Origin of the sequence: Paraburkholderia xenovorans LB400 (assembly GCF_000013645.1) — a bacterium.
In the GTDB taxonomy this organism is placed as follows: domain Bacteria; phylum Pseudomonadota; class Gammaproteobacteria; order Burkholderiales; family Burkholderiaceae; genus Paraburkholderia; species Paraburkholderia xenovorans.
Map to the genome: position 1 here is coordinate 1,247,713 of NC_007953.1, position 13,333 is coordinate 1,261,045.

Annotated in this window: 13 protein-coding genes and 3 pseudogenes; 2 read left to right on the forward strand and 14 right to left on the reverse strand. The window is 60.7% G+C overall.

What is annotated here, in order from left to right:
* Positions 1-73: 73 nt before the first annotated feature.
* From gstA to BXE_RS48440, 10 genes and pseudogenes are all read right to left on the reverse strand, one after another.
* Positions 74-685, reverse strand: a complete 612-nt coding sequence (gene gstA / locus BXE_RS42280) for a glutathione transferase GstA (protein ID WP_003450988.1) — start codon at positions 683-685, stop codon at positions 74-76.
* Positions 686-716: 31 nt separating this feature from the next.
* Positions 717-1,613, reverse strand: coding sequence for a biphenyl-2,3-diol 1,2-dioxygenase (gene bphC / locus BXE_RS42285; protein ID WP_011494295.1), 897 nt, complete (start codon positions 1,611-1,613; stop codon positions 717-719).
* 21 nt (positions 1,614-1,634) lie between these two features.
* Positions 1,635-2,468: a cis-2,3-dihydrobiphenyl-2,3-diol dehydrogenase gene (gene bphB / locus BXE_RS42290; RefSeq protein ID WP_011494296.1), complete on the reverse strand. Its 834-nt coding sequence runs from the start codon at positions 2,466-2,468 to the stop codon at positions 1,635-1,637.
* Between the two features lie 46 nt (positions 2,469-2,514).
* A complete protein-coding gene (locus BXE_RS42295) occupies positions 2,515-3,741 on the reverse strand; it encodes an NAD(P)/FAD-dependent oxidoreductase (RefSeq protein WP_003450997.1) in 1,227 nt (408 codons plus the stop codon).
* A complete protein-coding gene (locus BXE_RS42300) occupies positions 3,738-4,067 on the reverse strand; it encodes a non-heme iron oxygenase ferredoxin subunit (protein WP_011494297.1) in 330 nt (109 codons plus the stop codon). Before BXE_RS42300 ends, BXE_RS42295 begins: the two co-directional genes overlap by 4 nt.
* A gap of 74 nt (positions 4,068-4,141) precedes the next feature.
* Positions 4,142-4,561, reverse strand: coding sequence for a BphX family protein (locus BXE_RS42305; protein WP_003451002.1), 420 nt, complete (start codon positions 4,559-4,561; stop codon positions 4,142-4,144).
* A gap of 37 nt (positions 4,562-4,598) precedes the next feature.
* Positions 4,599-5,165 (reverse strand): aromatic-ring-hydroxylating dioxygenase subunit beta, encoded by a 567-nt coding sequence (locus BXE_RS42310; RefSeq protein ID WP_040123616.1) that lies wholly within the window; start codon positions 5,163-5,165, stop codon positions 4,599-4,601.
* Positions 5,166-5,282: 117 nt separating this feature from the next.
* Positions 5,283-6,662: an aromatic ring-hydroxylating dioxygenase subunit alpha gene (locus BXE_RS42315; protein ID WP_011494299.1), complete on the reverse strand. Its 1,380-nt coding sequence runs from the start codon at positions 6,660-6,662 to the stop codon at positions 5,283-5,285.
* Between the two features lie 90 nt (positions 6,663-6,752).
* Entirely contained in the window at positions 6,753-7,490 is a 738-nt protein-coding gene (locus tag BXE_RS42320) for a GntR family transcriptional regulator (RefSeq protein ID WP_011494300.1), read from the reverse strand.
* Between the two features lie 120 nt (positions 7,491-7,610).
* Positions 7,611-7,787 (reverse strand): annotated as a pseudogene (locus tag BXE_RS48440) (IS3 family transposase); the annotation flags it as partial.
* Between the two features lie 223 nt (positions 7,788-8,010).
* On the opposite strand from BXE_RS48440, the gene BXE_RS43615 reads away from it, so the two are divergent.
* Positions 8,011-8,535 carry a transposase gene (locus BXE_RS43615; protein WP_199577093.1) on the forward strand — a complete coding sequence of 175 codons (525 nt, stop codon included), beginning with the start codon at positions 8,011-8,013 and terminating at the stop codon, positions 8,533-8,535.
* A 36-nt stretch (positions 8,536-8,571) separates the two neighbouring features.
* On the opposite strand, the pseudogene BXE_RS45575 reads toward BXE_RS43615, so the two are convergent.
* Positions 8,572-8,865: pseudogene (locus BXE_RS45575) on the reverse strand (integrase core domain-containing protein); the annotation flags it as partial.
* A 64-nt stretch (positions 8,866-8,929) separates the two neighbouring features.
* Here BXE_RS45575 and BXE_RS45580 point away from each other — a divergent pair.
* Positions 8,930-9,139 (forward strand): annotated as a pseudogene (locus BXE_RS45580) (IS30 family transposase); the annotation flags it as partial.
* Positions 9,140-9,279: 140 nt separating this feature from the next.
* Here BXE_RS45580 and BXE_RS42335 read toward each other — a convergent pair.
* From BXE_RS42335 to BXE_RS42345, 3 genes are all read right to left on the reverse strand, one after another.
* Complete coding sequence (locus BXE_RS42335) at positions 9,280-12,195, reverse strand: Tn3-like element IS1071 family transposase (RefSeq protein ID WP_003158660.1); 2,916 nt, start codon at positions 12,193-12,195, stop codon at positions 9,280-9,282.
* 270 nt (positions 12,196-12,465) lie between these two features.
* A complete protein-coding gene (locus BXE_RS42340; RefSeq protein ID WP_013722014.1) occupies positions 12,466-12,846 on the reverse strand; it encodes a hypothetical protein in 381 nt (126 codons plus the stop codon).
* A gap of 24 nt (positions 12,847-12,870) precedes the next feature.
* A complete protein-coding gene (locus BXE_RS42345) occupies positions 12,871-13,329 on the reverse strand; it encodes a chromate resistance protein ChrB domain-containing protein (RefSeq protein WP_005797792.1) in 459 nt (152 codons plus the stop codon).
* Positions 13,330-13,333: the final 4 nt, after the last annotated feature.

Sequence of the window (13,333 nt, forward strand, 5' to 3'; positions counted from 1 at the left end):
CATTCCAGGTCGGGGCGTTCATTGCTTTGAGGCAGCTCTCCCAGGCCCGCTTCCGCGCCCCGGGAAGGCATCTTCACTCCTTGATCAAGCCTTCGGCGCGAAGCGCTGACTGTACCGCTTCACGGCCTCCAACACGGCCTTGGAAGGCCTGCAGCGAGGGCCAGGGCGAAAGATCAATGTTGACATATGCGCTCCAACCGAGCACGACGAACAGATAGATGTCGGCCACACTCAGTTGGTCGCCCAGCAGATAAGGCGCATGTTCGAGCTGTCGTGCGACCTGCCCCAGGCGGGTGTTCAGGCTCTGCCGCACGGCGTTTTTCCACTCATCGCTGGAGGCAGGGTTGAACAAGGGGCTGAAGCTCTTGTGCAGTTCGCTCGAGATGAAGTTCAGCCATTGCTGCAAGTGGTAGCGCTCGAAGCTGCCGTTGGCCGGCGCCAGCTGCTTGCCGGGGACCTGATCGGCCACGTATTGCACGATGGCCGGGCCTTCGGTCAGGGTACGGCCGTCGTCAAGCTGCAGGCAAGGCACGTACCCGGCCGGGTTGATCTCCAGGTAGTCCTGCCCGGAGGCAGTCTTCTTGCTCGCAAGATCGACCTGCACCAACTCGAAGTTCAGGCCCGCCTCGCGCAATGCAATGTGCGGTGACAGGGAGCAGGCACCAGGGCTGTAGTAAAGTTTCATGCAGGGATTCCCGTGCTATTCAGGTTGTTGTTCATGCTTTGTTGCGCGCAGCTGCTTTGTCGCGCACAGACTTGTGGCCCCACATGCTCGGACTGTCGTGCCTCACCACAACCCAGGAGCGGTCAACGGTACGGGCACTCCAGCCATACTCGACCTCTACTCCGGACGGGGTCGAGGCATAGAACGACACCATGTGGTCATTGGTGTGGCGCCCCAGCGTGGAGGTGATCAAGCCGTCCGCGTCAACCCGATCAAATGCAAAGCCGACGTCATCGAGCGAGGCGACTTCGAGCATGAAGTGATGAATGCGTTTTGGCAGCGGGAATGCCGCAATTGCCAGGGTGTGGTGGCGTTCGTTGCAGTGCAGGAAGTACGCAGGAACCGTCACGTCCGGCCCCATTTTCATGTCGATGACGTCAGACAACTGGAAGCCGAGCACGTCGGTATAAAACGCCAGCGCCTTGTCCGAATCCGGAACGCAGCGCACGAAATGCCCCAGCCCTTGCTCGCCGGTCAGGAAACCCGACACGGCCGCACCAGGCAGGAACGGTTTTTCGAACACCTCGCTGGCGCCATAGTAAATTTCCAACGGCAGGCCAAACGGGTCGGCAAAGGTGATCAATCCGGTCACCCCGCGGCGCCTGGCCAATGAGGCATCGCCGGTGGTGACTGCGATACCGGCCTGTTTGAGCTTGTCAGCCATCTGCGCCAGCCCTGCCGCATCGGCCACCTCGTAGCCGGCAAAGGCCAGATCGTCAACCTCGCCCTGCTGAACGGCGATCCGCCAGGCTCTCGAATCGATGCGGAACAGGTCGCCGTTGTCGGTCGTGCCCGCTTCCATCAAGCCCAGTTTCTGCGTCAGAAACGAACGCCAAGCAGCTACGTCGCTGACCGCAAACCCCATGTATCCCAAACTTCTGATGCTCATTACTGTCTCCTTCGTCGATGCTTAGGGATGGATATTCAGCTGTTCGAGCAAGTCATTACCTCCGGCACCCGAGAAGAATCCACGAACGCCCAAGCCACCGTCGTAGTTCAGCAAGGCCCCGGTCGCAGGCGCCGCATCGCCTCGGGTGGCAAAAAACACATAGGCCCCGGTGTACTCTTCGACCTCGGGCATGCGACCAATCGGCAGCACCGACTTCAGCATGTCGGCCAGCGGTACGGTCGAAATCGCCTTGCTGCCCATTCCCAGCGAGGAAGGACCTCTCAGATCGCTATTGATGCCGCCCGACCCCACGCCGTTGACGCGCACGTATGGCGCCAGCTCGAACGCCAGTTCACGCACCAGGCCCACGATGGCGTGCTTGGCTGCGGTGTAAAGAGGGCCGCCGCCATTGGGATAGAAGCCCGCATTGGAGATCGTGAAGATCACGTTGCCACGGCTGGCGACCAGGGCCGGCAGGCAGGCCTTCACTGCATGGATATAACCCTTGACATTGATGTGAAAGACCTCATCGAACGCGGCATCGAGGCTCTCTTCGGGCAGGTCGACCAAGGCCGTCGAGTAATCCCAGATGCCTGCATTGGGAATCAAGGTGTCGATTTTCCCGAACCTGGCCACGCAGCGGCTGGCAGCCTGTTTCTGGTCTTCCAGTGAACGCACATCGCCGACGATGCCGAGCACGTTGTCGCCATGATCGGTTTCCAGCTCTGCAAGGCGCTCTGCCGACTTGTCGAGCACCGCCACTTTGGCGCCTTCGGCCACGAATCGGTCCACGAGCGCGCGCCCTAATCCGGAGGCGCCCCCCGTGATCAGTACCGCTTCACCTTTCAGTTTCATTTTTCCAATCCCCTTTATTGTTAAAGCGATTCGCCGGTCATGCGCATCAATTCGGTTTGGCTTTGAGTAAATCCCGCAGGTTCGAGCCGACGTCCTGCAGTTGCTCGGCGGAAACAGAAACCCGGGTGCCGACCAGTCGGGTCGCCACAGAAAATTCCCTGGTGGCATTGATCGCCGTCGCGGCCTCGACGCAGCCATCAAGCAGCCTGAGCAACACGATTGGCTGGCCGCTCTGGGCGTCGCCGCGTACGACGATCTCGCCGGGCCCTTCGGCATCGCCAATCATCTGGATGCGGTGGCCTGCAATCTCCGTCCACGAGGTCGGCACCTGGGGCGCCGGCACGGGCTGACTCAACATGGCGCTGGCCGCGATTTCGGCCTCCATCTGGCTGTTCAGGTAGGTCTCCAGCGAGCGCTGGCCCCCTTGACGCAGCGGCCAGGCGGCGACGTCACCGGCGGCGAACACCTCTGGACACGAGGTGGCGCCGGTGGCGTCGACCAGCACGCCGCGCGCGCAGGCGATGCCAGCGGCACGGGCCAGCTCGTCCGCCGGCTCGGCGCCAATGCTGACCAAGACCACATCGGCGGGCACCCGGCGCCCGTCGGCGCAGATCACGGCGCGCACCTGCCCCTGGCCTTCGAAGCGCGCGGCCTGTGCATTGCGCTCCACGCGGACACCCATGCGTTCCAGTTCGGCCCGACACCATGCCCCGGTCCGGTGACCCAGCACGCGCACCAGCAACTCGTCGCCGGCTTCCAGAATCGTGACATGGACACTCAGCTTGCGGGCGGTGGTCGCCACCTCGCAACCGATCAGGCCTCCGCCGACGATGACCAGCGACTGGCCCGGTTGCAGCGCCTGCCGCAGCGCCTGGCTGTCGGCGAGGTCTCGCAAGGTATGGATGCCTGCCAGGTCGCCACCCCGAATCGCCATGCGCCGGGCGCGCGCGCCGGTGGCCAGCAGCAGCCGGTCGTAGGCCAGCGGGGCGCCCGATTCAAACTGAATCTGGCGGTTGGCCAGATCCAGGCAACTCACCCGTCGCCCGAGCTGGACATCCACATGGGCCGATGCGTACCAGGCGCTGTCCAGGATTGCAGGCGGCTCGGGCTGCTCGCCCGCCAGCACCGTCTTGGACAGCGTGGTCCGGTCATAGGCCTGATGCGACTCATCCCCGAGCAGGTGGATGCGCCCCTCGTATCCCTGGGCGCGCAGTGCGCGCGCAGCCGTCGAACCGGCCAGGCCGGCGCCGATGATGGCGATGGTGTCGATCATGGCGCCAGATACCCGGCTTCGAAGTCGACCAGCACGTCATTGTCTTCGATGCGGATCGGAAATATCTTCAGTGCCTCACAGGGCGGCGGTGATTTGACCTTGCCCGTGCGAACGCAAAACTTCCCCATGTGCAGTGAGCATTCCACCACGTCACCTTCAAGATAGCCGCCATCGGACAGGGACCAGTCGCCGTGGGTGCAGCGGTCCTGTGTTGCGAACAGCTCGCCATCCACATTGAAAATCGCGACGGAGGTGCCTCCACTTTCGACCTTCAGGGCTTCGCCTTCGGGCACATCTCTTCGATCACAAACTCTGGTAAATTTCATAACGCTTCTTGTAATTAGTTAAAAGGGTTAAATCGCCTGGGGCGAACAGTCACTGTTGGTGGCTGAAGAGTAATTCAAAGTGTCCTCAGCGATTTCGACGCCAGGGCACGCCAGGCATGCAGGCCCCAGCCAATCCACAGCACATGGATCACCAGCGTGACAAGCCCGAACCACAAGGCTTCGTGGCTCCACACGATGCTGTAAAAATCCCAGAGGCCATCGACCACTTCCGTTGCGATGACCACTGGAATAACGGCCCGATAACGGCCCGGATCGCGGGCGCCCCACAAAGCGACGGCCCCGATGGCGCCCAACTGGAGACCGACCACCGCCCAGGCATCCTGCAGCAGGGTGAAAATCGGCGCACCCACGTGCAGTTCTACGCCTGGATACATCCTGCCAAACAAGCCCAACGTGCTGAAGGGAAGCGTGCCAATGAGGTTGATGATGTAGAAGACGCCGATGGCGATCAAAAACAGTCTTGCATTTTTCATGGCAGCATCCTCATTGAGGCCGGTTCAGCGTGCTGGGCTAGAAGAACATGCTCAGGTTGTTCGACAGCAAGGTACTGGCGTCGAGCAGGATGGTGCGCTTGGCGATGCTGAAACCAAGGTTGTTGTCGGCGCGGCGCAGCACGTCCCGGCGTTCGCCCGCGAAGATGTCGACCTGGCGCTCAAGCCGATTGCGGTACAGGATGAATGCGGAATTGACCTCGAAGGTATCCGGCGTGGCCGTCTCCTTGACGATGACGTTGGAGACCAGGTGGCGCGTGCGGGAAGGCGGGTTCTCCGCCCAGCCCACGTCCGAGGTCACCTTGCGGATGCGCCCGTACATGGTTTCATGGGTTTCATCGAAATGGGCTAAATCCTGGTCGCCGGAATATTCCAGCTCGCCCTCCCGGATCATGCGATTGGTGCGCAGCGGCATGAAGTAGTGGATATCTTTGTCCAGCAGGGCAAACCAGGCCTCGTAGGCCCGGTGGTCAAGCAACTGCGCTTCGCGGTAGTAGAACTGCTCGATCTCGTTCTGCAACTCAAGGCCAGCCGCCTTGCTTGGCCATTCAAATGTTTTGAAAAAATGCGGGGATGGATTTGTCATAACAGTTATCTCCAAGTAAATATCAGGGGACGGAACCTCGGCGCGCCGTCTGCACATGCACGTCCAGCCCACCATGTTGAATTCTTCCGGTTGACAGATCTAACGATTGCGTCTTGATCAGGGCTTGAGCGTGGCCCAGCTGGGCTCGGACATCATGCGCATCCAGTGGTGATACATACCCCGCGCCGCTTCTTCGGCGTAGACGTAGCCGACGTTGCCAGGAAAATCAGGGTGACCGGTCTGCGACCGACCCAGGCCCATCTGGGCATTGAGCGGCTGGCTCTTGGCCTTGTACCCACGTAGCCCCTTCTGGATCTCCACCCAGTTCTCGCCATCGTCCTGCTCAAACACGCCGCCTGCGGAGAAGTTGCGGATGTTGTGCCGGCGATATTCTTCCTTGATCTCCGCCGGGGCGTCGGCATCGACCAGGGTGAAGGCCCACACCTCGATTTCATTGGGACCACGCGGGTGCCAGATCCGGATGTTGTTGAAGGTGGGCAGGAATGAACAGGTCGGGAAGATCGTCATGTGCTGGCCGACCATGCGTCGAACCGGCATGCCGGTGTGCCCCAGGCGCTGTTCCGCAAGCTCGGCAGCCGGACCCTCGGTCCAGTACTGGGTGACCTTGGGGCCCATCACCGCCAGGAGTGAGCCCGGCTCGTCGACATACCAGCCCGAGCCGTGCCCGCCCCAAGCGGCCCGGAACTGATTGCCCTTGGTGGGTATCTGCGCCTGGGAGAGGTCCATTTCCGGCGGAATGCCCGCCAGGATGCCGGACAGGTGCGTCGTGGTGCCGGCGTGGTACATGTCACTGCAGAACTGCTCGGCGGCAAACTTCCAGTTGCACGGAATCACCCACTTCTGCATGCCGCCGATGGCCACAGTCCCGGCCGGCGTGCGATCCAGCATGACGTCCATATAGGGGCGGGCGTCACCGAGGTAGGTCTCCAGGTCTGGCGCCTGCACATCCCAGTTGGCAAAGACCAGGCCCTTGTAGGTTGCCACGCGTGCCTGGAGCGGGCCCCATTCGGCCTTGTCAAAGCCGCAGTCGCCTTCTTTCTTGTCGCAAAAGGCTTCCTTCTCGAACGGCACGTTCACCAGCTTGCCGGCGATGTCGTAGGCCCAGCCGTGATAGCTGCAGGTGAAAGCCTTGGCGTTGCCGGCGTCCGAGCGGCAGATACGCATGCCGCGGTGCCGGCACTGGTTCAGGAACACCTTGATGCTCTTGTCTTTCTGTCGCACCATAACCACCGGATCTTCGCCCATGTAAGTGGCCAGGAAGTCCCCGGTTTCAGGCACATGACTCTCGTGCCCAAGTAACAGCCAAGAGCGACCAAAAACCCGCTCAAGCTCCAGCTCATAAAGACTCTGATCGGCGTAGATGCGTGGATCAAGCAGCCCTTTTTCCTGATCGACCAACCCCCGGATCGCCTCCGGCGTCCAATTGGTAACCCACTTCACAGGGGCTCCCTGCACTTCTTTGATTGCTGAACTCATGATTTAACGTCTCCGTTGAAATGCCCTTGGCAGGGCGGAAAAAATACCAACCTCTTCCATCACACAAAAAAGATACCTGCGATGTTGGCGTCACCGCAACAAACCGAATTGCCGAACCACCGAAATTGATGACTCAATATGCATCCGCAACAACTCAGTACAGCGCTCGGCATCACGCGCGAGCGCGCTGTCACGAAGCGCCAGATGCTCCTCGTGCACGTTTCTGGCAGGCCGGTTGTGCATCGCCGTCAATCGGCGGTAGCGCTCCATTTGCAAATACAGGATAGACAGGAACCGCTGGGTCCAGGCGGATGAACAGGCTGAGATCAGGGCTTCGTGAAAGTCGCGGTTGGCTTGCTCCCACTGATTGAACAAGTGAACCGGATCGCGCATCGTGCGCTCGTCGAGGAGCGAGAGCCGGTGATACGAACTGACAACCCGCGCCTCCCATTCGGCGTCGCCATTCAGCACACTTTGGCGCAGCGCTTCGCACTCAAGCGCGATCCGCGTGGCGGCCAGATCACGCATGTCATCCAGAGACATGGGGGTCACATGAAATCCACGCTGGGCCTGTGTCTGCACCAGGTTATTGGCCACCAGCAGGGAAAGCGCCTCCCGCACGGTCCCGCCGCTAACCTCATAGCGCGACTTGAGATCTTCAATGGCGAGTCTGGAGCCAGCAGCGAGTCGCCCCTCCACGATGTCCGCCCGCAACCGCTGAAACGTCGCCTCAATCAGGCTGCGCACGTTCGCGATGGGCACCGGCGACGCATCCGCAAATGACTTGTCGCCTCCCATGGTGAGGCTGTTTGGAGTTCTCGCATTCATTGCATTTCTCACCTGGTCATTACAGAAAATTTCCCCACATTTCAGCGCGGACTGAATCAGGCTTCGATAGCAAGTGGCTCGTCATAATGTTGATATTATTATCGACATTCGACATCCATACCTGAGTGAAAACCCTAGGAAAGGTCTTAGTACGGGTTTGGTGTCCATCGCTGCGATGCCCTCGGCCAGTGCGGTGCGCCGCACCAGATGCACGGCATGCACAGATTCGTCGCTGTCGTGCACCTCGGCACCCACGATCTTGCGGCTGTACAAATCCAGGATCAGGTACAGGTGGAACTTGACACGACTTGCGGTTCGGGCGATCCCTGACGGGTTTCAGCCGCTCCCACATCGTTTTGGATGATCCTAAATCCGGCAGTTGCTCGACCGTGATCGGGCGCTGAGCCAGTCCAGTTGCGGCTTTGCGCGGTTTTGGCACACTCACCCGATGGGTGAAGCAAGACGCAAGGCGCTGGCGGCGCGTCCAAGGGCAGGCCATGAGCCCGTCCAGCCGCAGATCGTGGACACGCTGGGCGGGCGCATGCACGTGCGCTGGGACGAAGGTGCGGCGGCCACGCCGCACGGCCAACTGGTGTTCTTCGCGGAATTCCTGGCCGCCACCGGCGTGTTCGAGCGTTGGGTGTCCGCTTGTCCACTCGTCTACCGCAGCGGCAACGCCCCGGACAAACGTGACGTGCTGGGCACGCTGATGCTCGGACTGCTGGCCGGGCACCGACGCTACGCGCACATCACCGCCCTGCGAGGCGACGCTGTGGCCGCGCAGGCCCTGGGCATGAACAGAATGGTCAGCGAGGACGCGCTGCGCCGGGCGCTGCAGCGCATCGACGAAGCCAGCAGTGCGGCGTGGCTGCGCCCGAGCCTTGCTACTTCAGTGCGCGAGGTGCTCGACCAACCCTGGGTGCTGGACATCGACGCCAGCATCAAGCCGCTGTACGGGCACCAAGAAGGCGCGGAGATCGGCTACAACCCCACCAAACCCATGCGGCCCAGCCATGTGCTGCACACCTTTCTGGTGGCCAACTGACCTTGCCCTCGTTTCGTGTAGCTCTTAGCCCGACGATTACGCGGCCTTTTTGCGCTGTGCCTCGTACCAGCGTTGCTCGAACTGCATCGGGCTGAGATAGCCCAGTGACGAATGCAGCCTGCGGTGATTGTAGAAAGCCATCCAGTCCATCACAGCCTGTTTGGCTTGCTCTCGGGTGGTGAACTTGTGTCCATGCACGCTGGCCGTTTTCAGCCGGCCCCAGAAGCTCTCGGTCGGTGCGTTGTCCCAGCAGTTGCCCTTCCTGCTCATTGACGAGCGCATCTTCCAGTCTTTCAACGCCCCCTGGAACTCGCCGCTGCAATACTGGGCGGATTCAATTGGTCGTCGCAACACCTTCAACCAGGAGGTGTTTATGGGGCGACCCGCAGGATGGATGAAGCAATTGACAGGGAGAGATGCGATGCGATCTCCGGGGGCGCCTTCGCTTCGGCGAGAGGTCGAGCGCCAGTTCTGGGTACAGATTGCAACCGGAATCACCAGTGAGAGGGCAGCTGAGGCGGTTGGCGTATCGCAGGCGGTGGGCTCGCGCTGGTTCCGGCATCGTGGAGGCATGCCATTGTTCATGTCGAAACCTGTATGTGGGGTCTCCTCGTTTTCAGTGCAATAAGTGACGGTACGAAAAGCTAGCACTGGCGCGGAGGTGGTGTTGGTAGATCGTTGATTTCATTGACTTTCCTGTTCACTTTCAAATCTGCGATTCGTGGCGTCAAACCGTGGTCGGTTTCATCCATTGGTGCCAGTTATCGATGCATTTGGCCGCGAAGGCAGGATTTGGTCAGCATAGCGGTCAACCGGGAAGCGAAACACACCCCGCAAGTTGATGCTCTCCAGCCTGGTGGGCGCAATCTTCCCGATCAGTTCCGGTGGAATGACCTGGCGGCGGTTCGACCAGCGATCCAGGACCGCCTGCATCTGTGAGGTATTCCACGCCATCACGATGTTGGCCATCAGGCTCAACGCATCGGCCACAGCCTGCATTTCATCGACACGTTTGGCCTGCGCCGGGCTGATCCGGCCGGTATAAATGGCGCGCTTGAGGGCGTTAACAGCCTCGCCCCGATTGAGCACCCGGCGCAACTCGTTCCTGAAAGCGTCCTTGACAAAGTAGTCAGCCAAAAACGCCGTACGCAGCAACCGCCCCAATTGCACGCCAGCCTCATAGATTGGATCGCCCTGGGCGGCAGAACCGAACCGCGCAAGAGCTGCCACCGCACTGGCATGTCCGCTCATGACCGAGGCTGCCAGGTGCACCAGACTATCCCAATGCTTTTCGATCAAAGCGACGTCGACATTGGCTTCGCACACCGCAGCGATTTCTGCGGGCACTTTGGTGCCGCGTGGCACAAAGAGGTGGCGCTGTTTGAGTTCCTTCAACCGCGGGCAAAGATCAAAACCAAGCAAACGGGCATGTGACATGGCAAAGTCGGTGTAGCCATGGGTATCCACAGCAAGCTGGCTGGTCTCCAGCTTTTCTTGGCGGATGACACCTTCAATGGCCACGCCCGCCTGGCGCTCATTGAGCACAAAGGGCTGCGCATGGAAGATGCCCCACCGGTCTTTTACATGGGAGTAGATTCCAATGGAAGGTGTGTTGCGCCGAGGATCAAGCCGGGCTTGCCACACCCGTTTGGTGGTCTCCATGGTCATCATGTCAGAAGATGCCAAATCGGACCGCCCCCAGGTGGCGGCAATCGGGTGTCGCTGCATGAATTCCAGCACAGCCTGGCAGGCCTGGCTCAGACGCCGTTCGTCCCGCGCCCAGCGCATGGCCTGGCGAATGCTGGTGGCAGACAATTGCGGAATCATGCGCGCGCATTCGACCGCAGTCAGACTGGTGCCGTGGGCCATGATGCCGGCATAGACCATCAGCAGCTCGTCGGTAGAGCGCGGCTCACGTCCGAGCATGATCCAGCTAAAGCGCACCTGGGCGTCAACGGCCAGAATCACTTCCGGCAATTGAACCTCACCGATGCGGTGATCCAAAGCCGCGCGCAGCTTGGTCACTTCTGGGTCTTCGTCCTCTGCGGGCAATGGCGACAAATGGAGTTCATCATCCACGCGCAGTACGCCACTGCGGGCTGCAGCGGCCACCGCATCGACACCGGCAGTTACTCTGGCCAGCAAAGGCTTCAAGAAAGTGGCAGCCTTGCTGGGTAACGATAGACGGGCATAGTGTTTCTTGGACTCTGCCTGCCAACGCTCGTCCGTGAAGAACAAGCGCGCACGACCCCGAAAGCTCAGGCTGTGCTCAATCCAGACCGAGCCATTGCGCACCGCGCGGCGCAGGGCAAACAGGGTGGCCACCTCCAACGCCTGAAACGCCCGTTCCCGGTCTGGGCTGGAGATCGAAACCTGCCAGATCATTCCCAGACTTGGTGCCACCACTTCAACTGGCAGCTTTCTGGATCCTTTGAGATATAAAGCTTGCAGCTTGGCAAGGTACTCGATGGCAGGATGCTCGCCGGTGGCCTGCCAGGGCAGCTTTGCAATGGCGACGAGCAACGACCGCACGGGGCGAATTCCATCAATCAATCCCTCGCGGACCAGGGAGGCCCTGCTCGGTGGTTTGCGTTTCTGGGTTTCGGTGATCAAGGCTTCAAGACGGGCACGCAACTCAGCATCTGGCACCGCACCTTGCGCGCTCAAGGCAACAAGTTCGCCGAGCAGCGTTTTGTACATTGCGGCCCAATTGACGGTAGCGGGGACATCGGCGGCAGCCTGACGCCACAGATCGGCGATCCGGCGCTGCACCATAAGGATCAACTGGTCTGTGGTGGTGAACAGGCAATACCGAAGAAAGCATGCGACCTCCACGGTGCGCGCTGGCTCTTTGATCTTGGCTCCGGCTGAGGGCGGCCTGGAGACAAGTCGGCGCGCGTAGCGGCGCAAGATGAGATCGGGGATGTCTGCCAGGTGCTTATGAACGTCCAGCGTGTAAAGCAGGTCGATGCGCTCCAGTACCTCGCTGATTTGGCGGGTTGAGTGTTTCGCCGGTGCAGCCCATAGCCAACTCTGCTGGGTTTGTCCATCTGGGCGCAGCTCTGAAACTGAGGCTCGCCAGCGATCAAGTGTTGCTGGATCAACGCTGGCGGCGATGGCGGTGCCTGTTTCAACTTCAAGCTGGGCAAGTGCCGCCGCAATCAGTGTCCGAATTGCCCGCTCGTGCACGATCACCAGCTTGTTCTTGTACAGCCATTGACGCGCCCGCACGAGTAGCTGATCGCGGTCGGCGCAGCGCGCCACTTCGTCGCGCAGTTCACGTACCAGTGAGCGGCGCTGGTGCTCGCTCATCCACTGGAATCCAAGGACCGTGCAGGCTACTTGTTGGTGATCGAATAGCGTGCGCCCGCGTTCATACATGGCTCTCAGCGAGGCGACTTCTGGTGCTGCAATGCCAAGCTCGTTGCCAAGGTGGCGCCACAAGGCTACTGGAATTACCCGAAAGGCACCGAGCAAACGCCCACTCATGCGCAGGAAACCAATATGGAGCGCCAGACCAAGCTTGTGGGAATCACCTCGGCGTGCATTGATTGCGTCGCGCTCGGCACCATCGAAGGTGAAAAATGCCTTCATCTCGAAGTCGCTGATATCGCGGGGGAGCCCACGCATCCCCAAAAACGTTGTGTGCCAACCCTGCATCGTGAACCTCAAAAGTGGGAGGCCACCATACCCGTTTACAAAGCGAACAGGAAAGTCAATGAAATCAACGGTCTACCCAGACCACCCCCGCGCCAGTGCTAGCTTTGCGTACCGTCACTTATTGCACTGAAAACGAGGAGACCCCGTAGTGAGCAGGCCCGCGGCCAGGGCCAGTGTGGAGAGGGTTAGACGCAGCATGGAGTTTCCTTGGTAGTTGGCGGGATGCAGCTCCGGGGGCTGGCCGGAGCGGGTAATCGAGGCAGGTGCCGGTCAATCGAACGGGTATTTCGACGACAGAGGTTCCGGAGTGACCTCGTAGAGGTCTTGGCCGTGGGCGCGCAGCAGATAGGCCTTGCCTTTGCGCAGTACCGTCCAGCATTCGGGCTCTACACCCGTGCTGATGCTTACGCACAATTCCTTGCCCACGATCTTCCAATGCCCCTGGTGCGGCCGCCCCAGTTCAATGGACTTCGTGCGTCCATCGGGAAGGAGGTAAGCGGACCAGTGCGCGCCTTCGGATATGACATTGCCGACGAAGACTGTCTTGATCTGCGCGCCGGTGAGTTCGCTGGGGCCGGGCGCTGCCGATGCCGCCACCAGGCTCAGGGACTGAATGAGTGTGGCGAAGGCAAGACGGGGGATTGCGGACATTTGGTGCATTTTCAGTTGGGCGGATCAGGCTGGCATGACCGGCGGCCAGTTGTGTGTCTCGGCCTGGCATGCGCGGCACCACGCATAGAGGGCGTCGTACATCACCATGCCGTGCTGGAGCATTTCGTGGTCGTCGCTAAAGTTGTGCGACAGCCCGAGCGAGAGCGCATAGAGCCCTGCTGATTGCGGCGTCAGGTCGAGCCGGGAGGTGTCGGCGCCGCGCACGATCTCGGCCAACTGGCGCAGCGCTGGGTCGTCCAGGTGGTACTTCGACAGGAAGGAATCGAAACTGCACAGCTCGCCCACATGGCTTAGTTCGACATTCGGGATGTCGTAGGGGATGGCGCCGGTAGCGTTGGCGGTTTTCAGCACCTCGCTGGCCGGCACATAGAGAAATTCCGCCTGCTGGTCGATGAAGCGCGCAACCAGCCAGGGACAGGCGATGCGGTCGATCTTGGGGCGTTCGCGTGTAATCCACTTCATGGTG

Excerpts from the sequence above, each read along its gene's own strand:
- gstA (WP_003450988.1), bottom strand. The coding sequence starts at position 685 with ATGAAACTTTACTACAGCCCTGGTGCCTGCTCCCTGTCACCGCACATT.
- bphC (WP_011494295.1), bottom strand. The coding sequence starts at position 1,613 with ATGAGCATCAGAAGTTTGGGATACATGGGGTTTGCGGTCAGCGACGTA.
- bphB (WP_011494296.1), bottom strand. The coding sequence starts at position 2,468 with ATGAAACTGAAAGGTGAAGCGGTACTGATCACGGGGGGCGCCTCCGGA.
- BXE_RS42295 (WP_003450997.1), bottom strand. The coding sequence starts at position 3,741 with ATGATCGACACCATCGCCATCATCGGCGCCGGCCTGGCCGGTTCGACG.
- BXE_RS42300 (WP_011494297.1), bottom strand. The coding sequence starts at position 4,067 with ATGAAATTTACCAGAGTTTGTGATCGAAGAGATGTGCCCGAAGGCGAA.
- BXE_RS42305 (WP_003451002.1), bottom strand. The coding sequence starts at position 4,561 with ATGAAAAATGCAAGACTGTTTTTGATCGCCATCGGCGTCTTCTACATC.
- BXE_RS42310 (WP_040123616.1), bottom strand. The coding sequence starts at position 5,165 with ATGACAAATCCATCCCCGCATTTTTTCAAAACATTTGAATGGCCAAGC.
- BXE_RS42315 (WP_011494299.1), bottom strand. The coding sequence starts at position 6,662 with ATGAGTTCAGCAATCAAAGAAGTGCAGGGAGCCCCTGTGAAGTGGGTT.
- BXE_RS42320 (WP_011494300.1), bottom strand. The coding sequence starts at position 7,490 with ATGAATGCGAGAACTCCAAACAGCCTCACCATGGGAGGCGACAAGTCA.
- BXE_RS42335 (WP_003158660.1), bottom strand. The coding sequence starts at position 12,195 with ATGCAGGGTTGGCACACAACGTTTTTGGGGATGCGTGGGCTCCCCCGC.
- BXE_RS42340 (WP_013722014.1), bottom strand. The coding sequence starts at position 12,846 with ATGTCCGCAATCCCCCGTCTTGCCTTCGCCACACTCATTCAGTCCCTG.
- BXE_RS42345 (WP_005797792.1), bottom strand. The coding sequence starts at position 13,329 with ATGAAGTGGATTACACGCGAACGCCCCAAGATCGACCGCATCGCCTGT.